Source organism: Thalassotalea piscium, from assembly GCF_030295935.1.
In the GTDB taxonomy this organism is placed as follows: Bacteria; Pseudomonadota; Gammaproteobacteria; order Enterobacterales; family Alteromonadaceae; genus Thalassotalea_B; species Thalassotalea_B piscium.
This window is the reverse complement of the sequence record NZ_AP027362.1, coordinates 1,579,147-1,598,681: the sequence shown is the minus strand read 5'-3', so window position 1 is coordinate 1,598,681 and position 19,535 is coordinate 1,579,147. Positions and strand designations below refer to the sequence as shown.

The following is a 19,535-nucleotide window of genomic DNA, read 5'->3' as shown; positions in this document are numbered from 1 at the left end:
ATGTCAAATCAAACTGAAAGAACTACGACTCAACAGGCGTTACCCGCTTACTTTGGTGAATTTGGAGGGATGTTTGTTGGTGAACTACTAGTTCCAGCACTCGAGCAATTAGAGCAAGCATTTATTGCTTCTAAAACAGATGATGCATTTCAAGCTGAATTTAATAAACTGCTAACAAGTTATGCTGGCCGCCCAACGCCGTTAACATTAACGCGTAATTTAACGCCAAACCCTCTCGCTAAAATTTATTTAAAACGTGAAGATTTATTACATGGTGGTGCACACAAAACCAACCAAGTATTAGGTCAAGCGTTATTAGCAAAAAAGATGGGTAAAACAGAGATTATTGCAGAAACAGGGGCTGGCCAACACGGTGTTGCTACCGCAATAGCTTGTGCATTACTTGGATTAAAATGTCGTGTCTATATGGGTGCAGTTGATTGTGAGCGTCAACAACCTAATGTTTTTAGAATGAAGTTAATGGGTGCTACCGTTATTCCTGTTACTGCAGGCGGTGGTACACTTAAAGATGCCGTTAATGAAGCGTTACGCGATTGGTCTGCAAATTATGACAATGCCCATTACCTGCTAGGCACAGCTGCTGGCCCGCACCCTTTCCCAACAATTGTACGCGACTTTCAAAAAATGATCGGTGAAGAAGCTAAAGTCCAGTTACTTGAAGAAGAAGGTAGACTGCCAGATTACGTTATTGCATGTGTTGGCGGTGGTTCAAACGCAATAGGTATGTTCAATGACTTTATTCACGAACCAAGGGTTAAACTTATTGGTGTTGAAGCTGGTGGTAAAGGAATAAATACTCATCAACATGGTGCGACCTTATCTGCGGGAACTAAAGGTATGTTACACGGCAATTACACTTACATTATGCAAGATAAATACGGCCAAATCGAAGAGTCTTATTCAGTATCTGCAGGATTAGATTATCCTGCAGTTGGTCCACAACATGCGTATTTAAAAGAATCTGGACGAGCGCTATATGTGCCTATTAATGACGATGAAGCATTAGCAGCATTTCAGACTCTAGCAAGTTGCGAAGGAATAATACCTGCTCTAGAGTCTTCTCATGCGTTAGCTCAAGCATTAAAAATGGCAGAAGGTGTTACTGAAGAAACTATCTTCTTAGTTAACCTATCCGGGCGTGGCGATAAAGACTTAGCTCATGTACAAGCGGTATTACACCCTGAAACTGCAAAGACAATACAGAAGGAGCAAAACTAATGAGCCAAAAACATTCAGCCATAGGTTACAGATACCAGCAATGTTTTGCTAATTTAGCCGCCAAAAACGAAGGTGCATTTATTCCTTTTGTTATGATTGGCGACCCAAATGCAGAGCAATCAATAGCGATCATAAAAACCTTAATTGATGCTGGTGCAGATGCGCTAGAGCTAGGCATTCCATTTTCAGATCCGAGCGCCGATGGCGTAACTATTCAACAAGCTGCAATACGTGCGTTATCGTCAGGAATAAATACTGATACATGTATCAGTATATTAAAAGAAATTCGAGAATATGCACCTAATATACCTATTGGACTATTACTCTACGGTAACCTTGTTTTTGCCCGTGGCATTGAAAATTTTTATCAAGATATGGCAAATGCTGGTGTAGATTCTATTCTTATTGCTGATTTGCCGATTAGAGAAAGCGAGCCTTTTAGAGCCGCAGCATTAAAAAGTGGTATTGCACCAATATTTATTGCACCGCCAAATGGTAGTGAGACAACCTTAATTAACGTTGCTAATTTCAGCAAGGGCTATACTTATGTGTTAAGTCGCGCGGGTGTTACTGGCACAGAAACCAAAGCCACAACGCCAGCCGACCATTTGGTGGCAACACTAAAGGCCAACAATGCACCACCTGCCGTTATAGGGTTTGGTATATCAGCTCCAGAACAAGTGAAAGAGGCAATTAACGCCGGTGCAGCTGGTGCTATTAGCGGTTCGGCAGTAGTTAAAATTATTGAAGCTAATTTAGCTGATAACCAGACAATGCTTTCGAGTTTACGTGAGTTTATTCAATCGATGAAAGCAGCAACAGCTTAGTAACCGCTAGATCCCGAGGCTCTAAATACTAGGGTTTAGAGCCTATATTCAATTTATTTGTTTTATGTGTAATAACATAAACACTCGCAACGCATATTATCATCCCGATAATGCTAACGAGTGATAACCTTTCATCAAACAATAACCAAGCTTGAAATGCTGTAGCTGGTGGCACTAAATAAAAGTAGCTAGCTACCTTCGACGCGGCTCCATGCTCAATCATATATAAAAGTAATAAAATAGACACCGCCGACAAAGCAATCACTAACCAAAGTAAAGTATAAATAAATTCAGGCTGCCAACTAACTTGTGGGGCCGCTTGTACATAAGCTAAAGGTAAAAACACCGCTAAACTGGCGATATATTGCCATAATACTGAAGGTAATAATGGTTGGTGCTGACAGAATTTTTTTTGATATAAGGTGCCAACAGTTATTCCCAGTAAAGCAATAAATGCATAAATCAACGCACCCACACTTACTTTTGATAAGTCAACCTGGCTTGATACCACTAAAGCTATACCCAATACACCAATGGCAAGTGCAAGCCATTGAGTTCGACTTAATAGCTCTTTGAATAAATACATTGCAATAAAAGCCGTTAACAGTGGTTGCAAACCAACAATGATTGCTGTCACGCCGGCAGGTATTCCATGTTCGATAGCAGCAAATACGCCACCTAAATATGCACCATGAATGAGAACACCAGTTACCATGGAATGTAAAACTTGTTTTAAGCTTAGTTTTGGCTGTTTTAATAAAAGTAATAATAGGATAAAGATTAATATATTACCGACAGTACGAATACTTAAAAAGTCGCCGGTACCAGCATAAGGCAGGCCATATTTAGCACCAATAAAGCCGGTGCTCCACAATATAACAAAGAGAAATGGAATGAATTTTTTTAAGGTGATTTTCACATTGTTGGCCAACAGTAATACTAAGCAATAGTATAACTAAAGGTTAAATAAAACCTATCTACAATTGAGTCATTTATTTAGCTATACAGTTATTGGCGTTTTTAGGCGTTAAAAAAATAGGGCTAACTCCAATCAGGATTTAGCCCTATTTTGATTTGTTTAATTACTTTTCCAACTATTACACTATAAAAATTTAGTGTTCGTCTAAATCTTGTGGCATGTTTTTCATGATCCAATCAGCATTATCTTTAACAAATTTTTTATCTTCAGCTGAAGCATTTTTACTTAAATTCACCATTTTCATCATGTTGTTTGTTTGTGTTTCCATCATTTGTAACATTTGATCGCGTGCCTCTGCTGGTGTATTCGAGCTTTTCATTTTTTCAGCTACTTTTTGCTTGGCTGCTATTAGTTCATCAATGTTAGCCATTTCAGGCATTTGCTCAATATTCATAGACATTAAGCCGCCAATAAGGCGCAAACTAAGGTCATACACTTGTTCTAAATCTTTAATGCCAGCTGCTTTTATTACACGATTAATTTCTGGATAAAATGAAAGACCTTTCATTGTTGATAAAAACTGGTTTTTATCCATTAAGGTAAGGTTATCCATTTTATTAGCAAGTTCTGGATGTGTTGTTTTTAATTGTTGAAAATCTTTAGTGGCTCTAAAATATTGTTCAACTAGCGCTTTGGTTAAAGGCTCTTGTGCAAACGCTGTTTGCGTAAAGCAAATTATTAAAATGAAGGGTAATAGATATTTCATTAACTTTTCCTTAAGTGTCGGTATGGTTTTTATAGTTGTAATTTTATCGCTTTCACTTATAAAATGGAACAATTAATCAGCATTAACAGAGCCATTCAATACTAAGTGCAAACCGGTTTTAACAGTTCAGAATGTGCATTATGTTCGTTTTTGTGTTTTTTTCTTACCAAAAATTGAAAACCAAAATGTTAATTCAAAAACAAAGCCAGCAATTACAAATAGAAATACGCCTTCGGTAATTCCGTAGCTATACGAAACAAGTGCTGCAATAAATAAAGCGGCAATAATTAACCATCTATATAAAGTATTCATAATATCCTTCTGAGAATGAGTAACAACTAACGTTAATTTAGCGTATACCGGCACTAGCAAAAAAGCAAGAACACACCAAATATGACCTTCACCCTAATCAATACTCTAGCAATAATAAAACCGTTTATTCTTAAAATAAACGGTTTAACTGTGGCTAAACTTTAGCACTAATCGCCAATTTTAGCCCAAGTATCTCGTAAACCAACCGTACGATTAAACACTAAGTTACCTTCGCTTGCCTCTTTATTATCTAAGCAAAAGTAGCCTTGGCGTTCAAATTGAAATGCCTGTTCAGCTTGGGCATTAATCAAGTAAGGCTCAACTTTGGCGTTGGTAATAACAATAAGTGACTCTGGGTTCATTACTGCTTGAAAATCTTCAGCTGCGCCAGGGTTTGGTACTGTAAATAATCGATCATATAAACGCACTGTTGCATCAACTGCATGTTGCGCACTTACCCAATGAATAACACCTTTAGGCTTAGTGCCGTCAGACGGATTTTTACCTAAAGTATCTGGATCATAGTGACAATAGACAGTAGTAACATTACCAGCTTCGTCTTTATCGCAACGCGTTGCCGTAACAACATACGCGCCACGTAAACGCACAGCTTTATCTAACACTAAACGCTTATATTTTTTGTTAGCTTCTTCTCTAAAGTCTTCCGCTTCAATGTATATTTCTTTAGCAAAAGGTACAATACGAGTGCCTTGGCTTTCATCACTTGGGTGATTTTTTACAGTCAGCTCTTCCTCACTATTATTAGGGTAGTTTTCAATAACTAATTTAATAGGATCAAGTACTGCCATTGCACGCGGCGCATTGTCATTTAAGTCTTCTCGAATACATGCTTCAAGTACACCCATTTCAACGGTATTATCCATTTTTGTCACACCGATACGCTTAGCAAACTCTCTTAATGACGCTGGCGTATAACCACGTCGTCGAAATGCTGCAATTGTAGGCATACGTGGGTCGTCCCAACCACTAACTAACTTTTCTTCTACCAACAAGTTTAATTTACGCTTACTCATTACCGTATATTCCAAGTTTAAGCGTGAAAATTCATACTGACGAGGACGAGCATCAATAGTAATATTATCAATTACCCAGTCATATAAACGGCGGTTATCTTGAAATTCTAGCGTACATAACGAGTGTGTAATCTTTTCAAGCGCATCAGAAATACAGTGAGTGAAGTCATACATCGGATAAATACACCACTTATCGCCAGTTTGGTGATGGTGAGCAAATTTAACGCGGTATATCACAGGATCACGCATACACATAAAACTTGAACTCATATCAATTTTTGCGCGTAAGGTGCATTCACCTTCTTTAAACTCGCCATTTCTCATTTTTTCAAACAGTGTGATATTTTCAGCAATGCTTGTTTCACGATAAGGGCTGTTTTTACCTGGCGCTTTGAGTGTGCCACGATATTCTTTTGCTTGCTCTGCATTTAAAAAGCACACGTAAGCTAAGCCTTTTTCTATAAGCTCAACAGCAAAACCATGAAGCTGGTCAAAATAGCCTGACGAATAATGTACATCACCTGCCCACTCAAAGCCTAACCACTTAACATCCGCTTGAATGGAGTTTACGTAGTCAATATCTTCTTTTTCAGGGTTAGTGTCGTCAAAACGTAAGTTACATAAACCATTATAATCTTGTGCTATACCAAAATTTAAGCAAATAGATTTTGCATGGCCAATATGTAAATAACCATTAGGCTCTGGCGGAAAACGTGTCTGTACATTGGTATGTTTACCACTTTCCAGATCAGCATCGATAATTTGGCGAATAAAATTGGTAGGACGGTTTTCAGCTTCCGACATCTACAGAACCTCTAAAAGTATAAAATTAACAGTCAATTGGTTAGCATTATAACAACAGTTATTAGTGGCGAATAGCAACAAAGCTCGAGTATTTATCTTTTTTATTGAATTAACTGCTAGCATAGGACAAAACCACATTAGCTCAATTACTTTATCGTTAAAATACGGTATATAATCGTGCTAATTAATCGCTGTTTTATCTAATTCAACCGCATTGAACACCGCAAGACTTGGATAAGCATCAGCAACTAACTGATTAGCTAGTTGAAATGAACGTATCGCCTTTCGGCTATTAGGGCCTAAAATGCCATCAGGTTTGCCTGTTTTATAGCCTAAAGATTGTAATTTAGCTTGCAATAACTTTAGCTGTTCCCGTGTATATCGTTGCTTTTTATCTAAAGGGTCATACGTTTGTTTTTTTGCGCCAACTAAACGATCAGACAGTAAGCCTACCGCCGTGGCATAGTTTTTAGAAAGGTTCCACTTCATAATCACTTTAAAGTTAGGATAAACTAAAAAGGCAGGTCCATGATGCCCGGCAGGTAAAAAGAGTTCGGCATTGATTTTATAGTTAGCAAGTGGTTGTTGATAAACAGTTGTGATACCTAAGTTTTTAAAATTATTTAATGGATAAAATTTGTCTTGCTCTACTTGTGTATAATCAAAGTTTTCTGGTAATTTTACCTCTCTACCCCAGCGCTGGTTGGTGTGCCAACCAATTTGATGTAGATAATTTGCAGCCGATGTTAACGCATCCGCTTCGCTTTCCCATACATCAACACGACCATCATTATCTCCGTCTAAACCATAGGCTTTTAATGCTGTAGGCATAAATTGCATATGCCCCATTGCCCCAGCCCAAGAGCCTTTTAGTTGCTCTACCGCAACTCTTTTACTATCAATTAAGTCGAAAAGTTTAAAGAGTTCACCAGTAAAGTAGCGGCTACGTCTTTTATCACAAGCTAAAGTAGCAATAGCATTTAATACTGATATTTTACCTTTATAACCACCATAATTTGTCTCTAACCCCCAAAATGCCACCAAATACTGCGCGGGTATGCCGTATTTTTTCGTTAATTCCTTTAGTAATTCTTTATGTTGATTGAGCTTCTTCTTACCTTCTCTTACGCGATAATCTGTCACTCGTTTATTAATATATTCAGCAAAAGTCTCACTAAATTCAGCCTGATTATTATCTAACTGTTTTACGCGTTTAATAGGCGATAAGGCATTGATAACATCGTTAGTTATATAATCTGAATACCCTAATTCGCTAGCTGACTCTTTGAAGCTAACTTGACATTGTTCAAAGTTACTAGCCGAAACATTTAAGGATAAAATACCAAGCGAAATAAGAGAAGCTTTAATAATTTGTGAAATGGATCGTATATTAACGGAAGGAAAATGAAAGTACTGCATTAATTAAAAGGTCCTTTATTACCAGTGACTGAATACGTTAAGCGTATAAAAGTAACACAACCGATTTTATAAACCACTAATTAATCTTTAGTTTCATTAATTAAGTGATCTATTTTATACGCAGTGAAACCAGTCAAATACAAGGCATTTATTTTTATAACTAGTTTTTCAGGGCAATTATAAAATAAATAACGTAGTAGTTGATTGTTTTAGCCAGTACAAGTGATCACATAGTTAGTGAGATTGGCATAATTATATTAACCCAAAAATCAGGCCCTAATAAAAAGCCAAAGCATATACAATACCTTGGCTTTTATCTCGAAAGGTTAACCACGAAGCTCAAGAAGCCCGAGTGCTTATACAGACATTGGTTTCATTGGTAAATCACGGTAACGTTTGCCGCTAGCAGCGAATATCGCATTACTTAATGCGGGTGCAAAAGGAGCAACTCCTGGCTCGCCCAAACCGGTGGCTTTTTTATCAGAATCAATAATATGTACATTTACATTAGGCATTTCGTTAATACGTAGCACAGGGTAATCATGAAAGTTTGAATTAACTACCGCACCATCTTTGAAGGTTATTTCAGTATAAAGCGATAACGACATTCCCATAACGACCGCCCCCTCCATTTGAGCTGTTGCACCGTCGGTATTTAACACTTGACCACAGTCAATTGCACAATCAACATTCAGTACTTTAATATTATCTTTATCAACTTTCACATGAACTGCCATAGCAACATAACTTTGAAAGCTATGATGTATAGCAAGACCTATAGCTTCACCTTTAGGTAGCTCTTTACCATACCCTGATTTTTCAGCTGCAAGTGCTAATACGGCTTTTGAACGTTGTACTTGCTCTTGCTGCTCTGGATTTTTATTTGCATCATATACTTGATTTAAAAAGCGTAATGAGTCCTTACCCGCTTTATGTGCAAGTTCATCAATGAATGTGCCAAAGGCAAAACCATAGAAGATAGCATAAACAGCACGATACCACCCTATTCTGGTGTGTGCAGGTGCCTCCCCAGTTTCACTTCTAAAGTTTTTTATACCAAAAGGGTGATTATTAACATCACCTAAGCTATTGGCTGGCGCTCGATCTAAACTAGGATCAAATAAAGACGCTATCGCAGGGAAAGCGGCTCGGTGTAACCACCCCGTCACATTACCGTCTTTGTCTAACGACGCCTCAATATGTTGGGCATTTATTGAATGATAATAACCCGTTCGCATGTCTTCTTCGCGCGACCAAATTAATTGAACTGGTGCATTTACCGCTTGTGATATTGCTGCAGCTTCATGCACATAGTCACATTTAAATTTACGGCCAAACGCGCCGCCAGCCATCATCACATTCACTTTAATTTCTTTAGCATCTCTATTTAAAAAACCAGCTAATACTTTTTGAATGTCTTCAGGGCTTTGCGTCGAAGCCCACACTTCACAACTGTCTTTTTGAACCCAAACAACACTTGCATTTGGTTCAATAGGGGCATGGCATAAATGTCCGCCAGTATAAGTCGCTGATATTTTCTGGGAAGCATTGTCAAAGGCACTGGCTAAATTGCCCCTTTCAAGCACTAATTCCGCAGGTTTTTTAACATTAGCGACTAATTGTTCTTTATAACTCTTAGTGTTGTAAACGTTATTTGGCCCGCTGTCCCATTCAATTACTAACTTCTTAGCAGCTTGCTGTGCTGTCCAAGTGTTATCAGCAACAACTGCTACACCACCAACCGAGCCAAAAGGAACGTTCAAACGTTCTATTTCAACCACATGTGAAACACCTTTGAATGCTAATGCAGCTGTTTTATCAACACTTTTTAATGTACCTCCTAGCACAGGGCAATGCACAATAGCGGCATATTTTAACCCTGGCAATTTAGTATCAACGCCATAGGTTCTTTGTCCAACCACCACCATACCTTGATCATGACGATCAAGAGCCTTTCCTATATATTTAAACTGCTCTTTAGTTTTAAGTTGAGGATTTTCAGGAACAGCACTATTTGCTGCTAAAGTAGCTAGCTCTCCATAGGAAAGGGTTTGACCATTGACTTTATTGATTACAAAGTGATTTTCAGCATAACAATTGTCAATAGAGGTTTTCCAAACTTTAGCGCCCGCCGCAATCAACATCATTTTTGCAGTAGCCCCAGCTTTACGCATTGGCTCTAACATTACACGAATACTTGCAGAGCCACCTGTTGCTTGAGGACCATATTTTTCTTTATTCCCCTCGCCTTGCTTAACAGTAACGTATGACCAATCGGCTTCCATTTCGTCAGCGACAGCGCCAGGTAACGCAGTACTTATCCCCTGCCCCATTTCACAACGACCACAATATAAAACAAGATCACCATTTTCAAATAAATGAATATAAGCATTAGGATTAAAGTCACTTTCTCCTACTGAATTATCACTTTTGCCGAGTGACGGTAAACTAACACCAATAACTAAACCGCCAGTTGCCATTGATGCAACTTTCAAAAAACTTCGTCTGCTCTGGCTGTTCAGTGTTTCAAGTTTTTTTGAGGCCTGTTTATCGTTTGCATACGACATTGCTTCGAGTACATGAGGATTCATCTTAAACCTCCTTCGCTAAGTCATAAGCAACCGACTTAATCGCTTTTTTAATTCGTTGATAGGTACCACAACGACAAATATTCCCCTGCATAGCAGAATCTATTTCTTCATCGCTAGGTTTAGGGTTACTAGAGAGTAAACTCGCAGCATTCATAATTTGTCCAGCTTGACAATAACCACACTGTGGTACGTTGTTATCTAACCACGCTTTTTGTAACGGATGATCACCATTCTCAGACAATCCTTCTATTGTGGTTATTGACTTCCCTGCGAGACTACTTATAGGTAAAACACAAGAACGCATGGCTAGCCCGTCAATGTGAACAGTACATGCACCACACAGGCCAGCGCCGCAACCAAACTTAGTGCCAGTATATTCCAAGCGATCTCTTAAAAACCACAATAGTGGCATGTCATCAGGTACGTCTATTTCAAATGTTTTATCATTTATTTTAATTGTATTAGCCATAGTCTTTCACATGATTACCCTAGTTTAGATGAAACTAACAATAGCACCTTTTAATTAAAATAATAAATAGGTTGGCCCGATTCTGCTATAAATCACTTGATAAATGGGTGTAACAACACCGGATAACGTTAATTTTTTCTATCGTAGGTTTATGATAGTCTGTTTTATCAATAATTTTATGGACATTAGTTCAAATTTAACTGTAATTGAACTATCAAAAAAGGTACATTAATGCTCTTACACATTGCACAGTGTTATTTGATATATAGTTAGCAAGGTTATATCCGTGTATACAACAAATAATAATTATAAAGAAGCACAGTTATTGAGTGATAGAGCATTAGCTTTTATGGCTAATCACGACTTAATACCTAACCCTATTAATTATGCAGTAACCTACCATTATGTAAGTAATGATAGTACGGATCTAAAGTCTGCTATCGAAAAGAAGCTAAACAATAATGGACAAATAGACAATGTGTTTATTGAATGTTTATTCAACGAACATATCTGTGCAGCACAAAATATTGAAACGTTTATTCTCTCCCCTTTTGAAAAAACACTGACTAAAACACTCAAAAAAATTGACGCTCAAATTGTTAATGAAAAAGAAATAGCTTTCAATTTAAGAAAAGTTAATAAAGCACTAAACCAGTTTACACAACATAAGCCTCTAAAAAGTTTAATAAGTTTTATTATAAACTTAATTAGTAATTCACAAAGCCAGCGAAAATCTCTAACTGATGAACTCACGCATACCTATGCTGAAGTAAACTTATTACGCACTCAGTTAAATGAGTCAAGGGATCAAGCTGCCGAAGATATTTTAACAGGTTTACTTAATCGCCGTGGATGTCAGTCTAAACTGCAATCTTTTGACTTATCTAAAACACATTCAACTATCATGATTGATATTGATCATTTTAAACAAATTAATGATGGATTTGGTCATACAGTGGGCGATAAAGTTATTCAATTAATTGCTAGTATTATTAAAAAATCAATCACTGCAGATGACATCGCCGCAAGGCTTGGTGGTGAAGAGTTTATTATTGTAATGAATAACAAACCAACCAAAGTTGCAGAGCTGCTTGCAGAAAAAATTAGAGCTTCTGTTGAAAAACTTAAGCTTCTTCAGAAACATACCAATACTTACCTTCCTACAATATCCGTTTCTTTGGGCATTGCTGAACTTAATGAAAAGGAAAGCTGGGAAAGCCTATTTGATAAGGCTGATAGGGCTATGTATCAGGCTAAAAAACTTGGCAGAAATAGGTGTGTAGTGATCGAACAGTCACTCAAGCCTGCTTAGTTCATATAAATAATTAAGAATTCACAATTTAAAACAGATTGCTGATGAAGTTGTAATGGCTTAAAAGTATCGGCCTGGCGTGGACCTAAATGTGTTTCTTTTTCTTCTTTGGCATAAGTAAATCGTTGTGTAGTACCATTTTCCAAAAATAACGATAACTTTTTCCCATCGAAATCATAGTGCCCACGAATAGTACTTAATTGTTGTTCAGCGTCCTCCATCTTTTCAACTTTATCTAAACTATTAGCTTCATATTCGACAGTAAATGTATTATTACTAGAAAATTGAATTGTCGCGTCAGCGTATTTACAATATTGTGTTCTCAAATAACTTGGCATTACACGGTTACTACTGTCTTTTAAATAAACCCCTATATTATTTCCGTTATAAAAGTGCTGACCTTGTGCAAAACGAAACTCCTGAACAACCGACAAGCTATGTATAGCTAACGTTTGTTTAATTTTCTCTATCAATGCAAAGTCTGAATACCCCGGATTCATTGCTAAAGATACATCAGGAAATTCACTCGGTACTACAGCCGTAGATACAACAACATTAATATTTTCTTGTTCAAATGCGTTAACTAAACTACTAATTTTTGCTTTTGAAAGCTGTTGATGGACTAAGTGTATCTTTGTATGGCTACAACCTGATAGCAAGGCAGCCAAAAGCAACTTAAGTAAAAGGACTTTCATTACAGTGTAACACTCGAGGTTATCGCTTTATTAATATAAAAACGGCCACTTTATTTTAAAGTAGCCGCTTACTAATAGTTAAAGTATGTTGTTTTTATCTACGTCTTCTGCGACGGCGTGCTTTTTTAGTCTCATCACTGTCATCAACATCGCTAACTATTTCACTTTCATTTACTGCTGACTTTAACTCGACAATCTGGCCAATCTCATCGTTTGCTGAGGTATGATAAGCTTTCTCGTTACTTTCTTTTATCGCATCAGACATCTTCGATTGAGATGAAAGCTTTGCCGCAGGTTCATTACCTTTAAAGACTGACTTGAAAATTCCTTTAACACCTGACAGCCCTTTTTTATTAGGGGCCTCATTCTCTAGGCTAGTGATCTGGCTAGTTAATATGCTTTTCTCCTGAGTCTCACTCTGTATAGCTTGTGACTCTACACGCACATCTGTGTACTCTTGAGTATTTATTCTCATCGGTTGTCGATACGTGTCAGGTGCTTTTGTGTCAATGACTATACGTTTTTGAGCCGGTGCCTGCTCGTCTGCTTTTTTAGTACCAGTTTCAGTTGATATTTTTTTAATTTTTGGCGTTACTTTAGCATTAGCACTATTTTCTTTAGTTTCGTCTTGGTCTATTAAGCAAACTGTTTCTTCTACCAAGTCAAAATCTATATCTGTATCTTCTTTATCAGCAGTAACGGCGACATTTTTGTTACCTGCGTGGTTATTATCAGAAGTTGTCGATATTTTTCGTACCTTAGCAGCCGGCACCTCAATTTCTACGTCTTTATTACTGACTTGCTCTTTAAACTCTTCAGTGATCTGCTCAATTTCATTAGTAGCGATAGTTGCTACATCTTGTAAATGTAATAGCCGTTTTGAAAATGCTGAATATTTTTGCTCTATACTGACAATTGCTGATTGAACTTCTTCATTTAGATCTTCTGTTAAGTGTTTGTACAAGCTAATTTTCTTTTTCAGCTTAGCTTTTAATAGCTCAGTTTCTTTTATATTGTCGAGAATTATTGCAAGCTTTTCAGATAGCGCGAGCTTCTTATTATTAAACTCATTAATGATCTCTTTTGGTACTTGATTCGCGCTGTTATTATTATTAACAAGATCGCTAAACTCACCTATAACACCAATCGGCTTCCAGCTAATAAAAGAGGGATGCCATCCGTATAGATCAGCATTTTTTGTGACAAACGTTCTTGCGCTTGCAAGATCCATTGGACCACTAATTTCACCATTTTTTGAAAAATACCATTTCTTCATGGACGTCAATCCTTCTTCTAAATGTTTCTAATAAAATAAACTTACGCATTAACCTTAAAACTTTAAGGCTTTTTGTTAGCGACGGCTAGATTCTTTTTAAGTGCGGCAAATTGTTGTTCAATGTTGTCAATTGTTGTTTTCACTTCAACATTCAAGCTATGGGCAACTTCGATAGCATCATCAATGTCTTGATCAAGCTCGCTTAATGAATCGTTTGTGACACTCAACGTTTTATCAATACGCTGTAATGTAGCGATCATCTCTCTTTCTTTACCTACAAAGTCTTCATAAAGCTCTTTAGGCACGTCATTAGGAGGCGTTGGCACTGAGACAAATATGTCAAATTCATCAACACAACTTACAGGCATCCACTGTGCGTAAGATGGATGCCATGCAAAAGCATTAGGATACTTTGACACCTGCTCATTGGCCGCTTGTAAACCAAATGGACCTGTAATTTTACCATCATTAGAAAAAAACCATTTCTTCATAATAAGCATCTTATTTATCATATGAACGACTAAATGTTCGAACTATCATCACACGTTTATAAAGTGTAACATTTTGATACAAACACTTCCTTTAAGTTAAATCTAACAATAATTTTACAAATAATCACCTTTTTTTATGAGTTAGTTTTGTAATAATACATTAAACGATCAAATTAGATCGTTAATTTGATCTGATGTTTATTGTAAAAACCTATTATTATTAATCATTTGTTACATTTTTTAATGAACATACTTTAGCTTTAATATGTCAAACAATTAAATATTTAACAACTCAAATTAGGTCAATATTATGGTTAAAGATAAGAAGAACATTGGTAAATATCTACATGCCAATAAGTCATTATTACTATTTATTGTATTAATGTCTGTATTTCGAAGTGCTGTTGCTGACTGGTATACCATACCAACAAGCTCGATGATGCCAACTATCGAAGTTGGTGACCGTATCACTGTAAATAAAATGGCCTACGATATCCGTATTCCATTTACAAACACTGCAATAGTGCAACTAAACGATCCACAACGTGGTGAAATTATAGTATTCAATTCAAAAGCAGCAGACAAACGGCTGATTAAACGTGTTATTGCCTTACCCGGTGACAGTGTCTCTATGAGTAACGATATGTTGACTATAAATGGTCAAAAAGCATCATACTCTTCAATCAATGAGACGAGCATTGATTTCATTGAACAAGAGAGCATTTATGGTAACAAACGCAACATACGCTTTGACAAACACGCGCAATCCCCCCTTGCAAGTTTTTCAACGGTTATTGTGCCCAAAGATCATTACCTAGTATTAGGAGATAACCGCCGAAACAGCGCAGACTCAAGGGTTTATGGGTTTGTACCCCGAAATGAACTGTTAGGCCGTGCTGGTTATGTGGCTTTTTCACTTAATTACAATAATTACTACATACCGAAAATCGAACGTTTTATAAAAAATTTAAATTTATAAATTTTATGCAGCACACATTTAATGTGTGCTATTATTCATTTGAAATGCATATTGAGGCAACTACATCAATAATCTTGTCATTAGATTATTATTATCTTCGATATCCGCAATCTCATACCGCCTGTCTATTACCCTTGTCTACTCGCTTTATTGCCAAGAAATACACAATTTTACTATTTCAACTTCACCTGATTAACAAGGATAATTTAATTATCTCAACTCAACCAACAAGCGAGGTGTGCACTAAATGTGGCACTTGCTGTAAAAACTTTCCATTCGTACGAATGACAAAAGAAGATACTGACAGGTTAATTGAATTTACTAAGCTTTCATTAGATCAAATAGGCTACTCAGATCAAAATGAAAAGCCAGGTTACTTCCTACAATTTAAAGACAATGGCGAATGTAAGTTTTTAACTTCATCAAACGGTAATTTTTATTGCAGTGTTTACCAAGCAAGACCTGCACTTTGTAGGAGCTACCCTAAAGAAGAGAGTCAGTATAAAGTTTGTAGTGAAAACATAATCAAATTAGGGCTAATAGATTTATCTACATAGCGCTAACACCAACCTAACATAACCTGAGTTCTGGATAACGGATTTACGATCAACACAGATAAGTTATATTTTTAAATTGCTTATTACAGAACAATCGTATTGCTTATGTAGTTATATATCAATGCTATGAGTTTTGTGCGAATCAAGCCTGATTTGTGTATCTAATAGCCGGCAATTAGTAGCAAATTAAACGCAGATATGCGCAAAAATTGTAGCATCAGTGACTTAGCTTATCCCGAACTCAGGTTATCTGTAGATATAACTTACTTTAGAGGTATATAATGCTGCTGCGGTTTACTCTGCTAAAACATCTGGGTTTAACTGCCTATACATATTACTGCACCTGTTAATACATAAACAACAGTGCTACCTTTAAAGATAACATTCAAGTTATACCAGTTTCATTAAATAAGTGATCTATTTTATACGCAGTGAAAACAGTCAAATACAAGACATTTATTTTCATAACTAGTTGTTCTAATTATAAAATAAATAACGCAGTAGTTGATTGTTTTAACAAGTAGAAATGATCACATAATTAGTGAGATTGGTATTACAAGAAGGAGATTATTATGGATCGTTCAGTTCACACAATGTCGTGCTTATTTGCCCAACTAGGTAAAACAAATAACGCTAAAGACATAGAAGCTTTTATCAAGTCGCATAAAGGACTACCTGCAAGTACGCCTTTACACCAAGCGAATTTTTGGAATGAGTCTCAAGCTCGCTTTCTTAAAGAAGCAATTTATGAAGATTCCGATTGGGCTGAAATTGTTGACAGCTTAGATACACAACTTAGATAATAAAGCACACAAAGGACAAAAGCGTGATATGTCCTTCGGCTTTTGGAGTTAATTATGGATATTGATGAAGATAAAATTGATGAGGCAGCCTTAGCTTTAATGTATCTTACCTTGCATGATCACTTTCGAGCATGGAAACAAATTGATTGGGAAGTGACTAATCGGTTACATGCAAAAGGTTTAATTTGTGATCCTGTTGGTAAAGCTAAATCTGTTGTATTAACAGACGAAGGACTCAAAAAATCTGAAGAGTTGTTTCATAAACTATTTTCTAAAGATTAAATGGCAAAATGGCCTATAAGAGCCTTAAAGTCGGACACAAACAGTTGGCTGTTTTCGTTCCTCAACATTTTACCCAACAAATTTTCGCCCATCATTAGGGCGTTGAAATATACCTAATTCTAATCAGGAAGTATTAAAAGTGGATATTATTCAACTCGTTTTATTCTTATTGTTTGTTGTATTAACAACTGTCGGTTATAAAAATAACAACCGTAACCTTATGTTATTAGGTGCAGTAGCTATTACTTTTGGTTTTGTAGGTTTGGATTTTATGCTCGGCTTTGCTGAAGGCCTAGAAGGAGTTTAAACATATTTATAAGGCTTTAAAGCTGAACAAAGAACTGTTGGTTTTGCTCCTGCGTCGCCTATTTAAATCGGCTATCATTTGCCACTTTAAGTACGTTACTAAAGAGTAATGGAGTTAAATTCTAAATGGAGGTTAAAACATTCACAAAAATTCTAAAACCAAAGCAACGATTCTGGCCTAGCTCAGAGCCCCAATCTGATTATGACTTAGAAGCAAAAATCAATCTTTGGTTTGCTTCACAGCCTGATATAGAGATTAAAAACATTAAGCAATTACAAAGTGGTGGCTCATTGCTGCCTGAGAAGATAGTTGCTACTGTTTGGTATGTTCAGTGTATTATTTTATTTCATACTAGCTAGTCTGTGGATCTTGGTTCCTGTTTTCATCTTCTTAATTTCAAAAGAGTAAAACAAGTGCTCAATGTTATTGAGTCTTTCCAATCTGAAATTAAAGAGTTAAATGCAAATATTAAGTATTTAATATTCAAATATAATGAATCAAATGAGTAATTAAACATAACAAGCATATATTAAAATGCCCGACTTTAATTACTGAGATCAAACTAGCCAATATAGTGATTATAAGGTATTAAATTTAGGCTTAATGTACTCGCTTCCACCACTCTATCGCTATAATTATTTATTCATATAAAAATATGATCCAAATCAATACCCGAGTAATTTACTCAAGTATTATAGCACTATGATTAACTAACTGAGAAAAACTATGAGTTGTTGTGGACAATGTGGTGGCGAAGGTCATTCGCAAACTGAAAGTAAAGCTGAAGAAACAAATGAAGATTTAGCGAGTGGCACAGTACAACCGCAAGAGCCAGCAAAGGCCGAAGAATAAGATTTAATAGCTTTTGTCGCCATGGCCTAAAGATTATGACGAACCGCAGCGTTATAACTTAAGGCCCATGGCAACATTTCTAACAATTTCACACTGTTCAATTAAAGTTAAATAAAATTAATACCCCCCCTGTATCTCCTACTAATTAGCAAAAAATCACCATTATTTTATACAACTACAGTAATTTATATGCCTATTCGGTAACGCCTAAACAGATGAAAAAATATGATAAAAAGTGTAATAGGAAAGGTAATTACAAAGAGGTAATGAGCATAAAGCAAAGGCATAACAGTAGCTAAAGCAATTACACATGCATAAAGTGCAAACAGTGATTTATTCTTTTTGGCAAATGAAATTGCCATAACAAAGTTTTTAACCACTCCTTGATTATTAAGTTGCGCAATCAAGCACGGAAGCACTCCAATCACTAGAGATAGTAAAGAGAAGAACCAAGCGAGTAATAAATTCCCCCAATAAAAGTGACTTGTTAAGTCTGCCCTATTATCTTTTGTAATATTAAATGCTTTTGCTAAAAACGAGTCTTGATCAACATAGATACTATAAACAGCAACGGCATCTGTGATCCAAATTAAGAAAAACAAACATTGGATCACCATTACCAAACCAATATTTTTCAACATAATGCTAAAGGGTGAGCGTTGCTTTAAGCTTTCTTTTGAAAAAAGTAAGGGGTGCAAGAGCAAACTGATTAATGGCGTGAATAATATAAAGCCAACACAAAATGAGATAAACATTGAATTAAGCTCATACGCAATCAGATAAAAGCGAATAACCTCTGAAATTACATAAATACCTAACGTTGATAGCATTAACAAAAGGTAGCTAAGCAAATGTGAAAAATTTATTTGACGGCCTGTTGGTTTATCTTCTATCACAAGACTTCACTTTTTAATTAATATTCATGCAGTATAGTAGAATAATAAAGCCTAACTGATATTGATTTAAATTAAGGTATCAACATATAAGGATCGCAAGTGATGGAAAATTTATTAAAAGAAATTAGATTATGCACTTTATGCAAAGATATTTTACCCTGTGAGCCTAAACCGATATTACAAGCTAGTGGGCACAGCAAAATTCTAATTGTTGGACAAGCTCCTGGTATAATTACACACGAGAAAGGGATCCCTTTTGATGACAAAAGTGGTGAACGACTGCGTTTATGGCTTGGTGTCGATAAAAAGCAATTTTATGACCCTAGCCTATTTGCCATACTACCAATGAGTTTTTGTTATCCTGGGAAAGGTAAGTCGGGGGATCTTCCTCCTATAGCGACTTGCGCTGACACATGGCGGAATAAGCTATTAACAAAACTGAGCAATGTAGCGTTAACCGTAATACTCGGAAAGTATGCCATTAACTGGCACTTAAATTCGAAAGCCCCAATCACTGAGCTTTCTGCTCAATGGGAAAGGTTACTAGAAAACAATCAGATAGTACTTCCTCACCCTAGTCCCAGAAATAATATTTGGCTAAAGAAAAATAGCTGGTTTGAACAAAATGTTATTCCGGTATTACAAACTAAGGTTCAACTAATTTTGTCGAACAACGCCTAAATCTTATTTTACTAGCCACGACAA

22 protein-coding genes are annotated in these 19,535 nt (G+C 36.3%); 11 read left to right on the top strand and 11 right to left on the bottom strand.

Going from position 1 to position 19,535, the window contains the following annotated elements; translation table 11 throughout:
* Positions 1–1,239, top strand: a complete 1,239-nt coding sequence (gene trpB / locus QUD79_RS06920) for a tryptophan synthase subunit beta (protein ID WP_184424767.1) — start codon at positions 1–3, stop codon at positions 1,237–1,239.
* Positions 1,239–2,066, top strand: coding sequence for a tryptophan synthase subunit alpha (gene trpA, locus QUD79_RS06915; protein WP_184424766.1), 828 nt, complete (start codon positions 1,239–1,241; stop codon positions 2,064–2,066). The genes trpB and trpA overlap by 1 nt, the downstream gene beginning before the upstream one ends.
* A gap of 28 nt (positions 2,067–2,094) precedes the next feature.
* On the opposite strand, the gene QUD79_RS06910 is transcribed toward trpA, so the two are convergent.
* The 7 genes from QUD79_RS06910 to QUD79_RS06880 form a co-directional block, all read right to left on the bottom strand.
* Positions 2,095–2,985: a DMT family transporter gene (locus QUD79_RS06910; RefSeq protein ID WP_221435207.1), complete on the bottom strand. Its 891-nt coding sequence runs from the start codon at positions 2,983–2,985 to the stop codon at positions 2,095–2,097.
* Between the two features lie 193 nt (positions 2,986–3,178).
* Positions 3,179–3,751 carry a hypothetical protein gene (locus tag QUD79_RS06905; protein ID WP_184424765.1) on the bottom strand — a complete coding sequence of 191 codons (573 nt, stop codon included), beginning with the start codon at positions 3,749–3,751 and terminating at the stop codon, positions 3,179–3,181.
* A 138-nt stretch (positions 3,752–3,889) separates the two neighbouring features.
* Positions 3,890–4,063, bottom strand: coding sequence for a hypothetical protein (locus tag QUD79_RS06900; protein ID WP_184424764.1), 174 nt, complete (start codon positions 4,061–4,063; stop codon positions 3,890–3,892).
* Positions 4,064–4,230: 167 nt separating this feature from the next.
* Positions 4,231–5,901 carry a glutamine--tRNA ligase gene (glnS, locus tag QUD79_RS06895; RefSeq protein ID WP_184424763.1) on the bottom strand — a complete coding sequence of 557 codons (1,671 nt, stop codon included), beginning with the start codon at positions 5,899–5,901 and terminating at the stop codon, positions 4,231–4,233.
* 180 nt (positions 5,902–6,081) lie between these two features.
* Positions 6,082–7,320 (bottom strand): lytic murein transglycosylase, encoded by a 1,239-nt coding sequence (locus QUD79_RS06890; RefSeq protein ID WP_184424762.1) that lies wholly within the window; start codon positions 7,318–7,320, stop codon positions 6,082–6,084.
* 356 nt (positions 7,321–7,676) lie between these two features.
* Positions 7,677–9,911 carry a xanthine dehydrogenase family protein molybdopterin-binding subunit gene (locus QUD79_RS06885; RefSeq protein WP_246454985.1) on the bottom strand — a complete coding sequence of 745 codons (2,235 nt, stop codon included), beginning with the start codon at positions 9,909–9,911 and terminating at the stop codon, positions 7,677–7,679.
* A 1-nt stretch (position 9,912) separates the two neighbouring features.
* Positions 9,913–10,380, bottom strand: a complete 468-nt coding sequence (locus QUD79_RS06880) for a (2Fe-2S)-binding protein (RefSeq protein ID WP_184424761.1) — start codon at positions 10,378–10,380, stop codon at positions 9,913–9,915.
* A gap of 286 nt (positions 10,381–10,666) precedes the next feature.
* Between QUD79_RS06880 and QUD79_RS06875 the strand changes: the two genes are divergently transcribed.
* Positions 10,667–11,692 (top strand): GGDEF domain-containing protein, encoded by a 1,026-nt coding sequence (locus tag QUD79_RS06875; RefSeq protein ID WP_286290451.1) that lies wholly within the window; start codon positions 10,667–10,669, stop codon positions 11,690–11,692.
* On the opposite strand, the gene QUD79_RS06870 is transcribed toward QUD79_RS06875, so the two are convergent.
* From QUD79_RS06870 to QUD79_RS06860, 3 genes are all read right to left on the bottom strand, one after another.
* Positions 11,689–12,387, bottom strand: a complete 699-nt coding sequence (locus tag QUD79_RS06870) for a hypothetical protein (protein WP_184424760.1) — start codon at positions 12,385–12,387, stop codon at positions 11,689–11,691. The genes QUD79_RS06875 and QUD79_RS06870 overlap by 4 nt on opposite strands.
* Before the next feature lie 94 nt (positions 12,388–12,481).
* Positions 12,482–13,663 (bottom strand): DUF4339 domain-containing protein, encoded by a 1,182-nt coding sequence (locus QUD79_RS06865; protein WP_184424759.1) that lies wholly within the window; start codon positions 13,661–13,663, stop codon positions 12,482–12,484.
* Between the two features lie 62 nt (positions 13,664–13,725).
* Entirely contained in the window at positions 13,726–14,154 is a 429-nt protein-coding gene (locus QUD79_RS06860; protein ID WP_184424758.1) for a DUF4339 domain-containing protein, read from the bottom strand.
* A 310-nt stretch (positions 14,155–14,464) separates the two neighbouring features.
* Here QUD79_RS06860 and lepB point away from each other — a divergent pair, with 310 nt between their 5' ends.
* From lepB to QUD79_RS06825, 7 genes are all read left to right on the top strand, one after another.
* A complete protein-coding gene (lepB, locus tag QUD79_RS06855) occupies positions 14,465–15,133 on the top strand; it encodes a signal peptidase I (RefSeq protein ID WP_184424757.1) in 669 nt (222 codons plus the stop codon).
* A gap of 5 nt (positions 15,134–15,138) precedes the next feature.
* The gene (locus QUD79_RS06850; protein WP_184424756.1) at positions 15,139–15,690 is read left to right on the top strand and encodes a YkgJ family cysteine cluster protein; all 552 of its coding nucleotides are present in this window, start codon (positions 15,139–15,141) and stop codon (positions 15,688–15,690) included.
* Between the two features lie 572 nt (positions 15,691–16,262).
* Positions 16,263–16,493 (top strand): DUF2789 domain-containing protein, encoded by a 231-nt coding sequence (locus QUD79_RS06845; RefSeq protein WP_184424755.1) that lies wholly within the window; start codon positions 16,263–16,265, stop codon positions 16,491–16,493.
* Positions 16,494–16,547: 54 nt separating this feature from the next.
* On the top strand, positions 16,548–16,775 hold the full coding sequence (locus QUD79_RS06840) for a DUF6429 family protein (protein ID WP_184424754.1): 228 nt from the start codon (positions 16,548–16,550) through the stop codon (positions 16,773–16,775).
* A gap of 139 nt (positions 16,776–16,914) precedes the next feature.
* Positions 16,915–17,082, top strand: a complete 168-nt coding sequence (locus QUD79_RS06835) for a hypothetical protein (protein WP_184424753.1) — start codon at positions 16,915–16,917, stop codon at positions 17,080–17,082.
* 125 nt (positions 17,083–17,207) lie between these two features.
* A complete protein-coding gene (locus QUD79_RS06830; RefSeq protein ID WP_184424752.1) occupies positions 17,208–17,441 on the top strand; it encodes a hypothetical protein in 234 nt (77 codons plus the stop codon).
* Between the two features lie 367 nt (positions 17,442–17,808).
* Positions 17,809–17,934, top strand: coding sequence for a hypothetical protein (locus QUD79_RS06825; RefSeq protein ID WP_281401846.1), 126 nt, complete (start codon positions 17,809–17,811; stop codon positions 17,932–17,934).
* A 185-nt stretch (positions 17,935–18,119) separates the two neighbouring features.
* Here the strand turns inward: QUD79_RS06825 and QUD79_RS06820 are convergent, their stop codons facing one another.
* Entirely contained in the window at positions 18,120–18,830 is a 711-nt protein-coding gene (locus tag QUD79_RS06820) for a hypothetical protein (RefSeq protein ID WP_184424751.1), read from the bottom strand.
* A 102-nt stretch (positions 18,831–18,932) separates the two neighbouring features.
* Between QUD79_RS06820 and QUD79_RS06815 the strand changes: the two genes are divergently transcribed.
* Positions 18,933–19,511, top strand: coding sequence for a uracil-DNA glycosylase family protein (locus tag QUD79_RS06815; protein WP_184424750.1), 579 nt, complete (start codon positions 18,933–18,935; stop codon positions 19,509–19,511).
* Positions 19,512–19,535 lie beyond the last annotated feature (24 nt).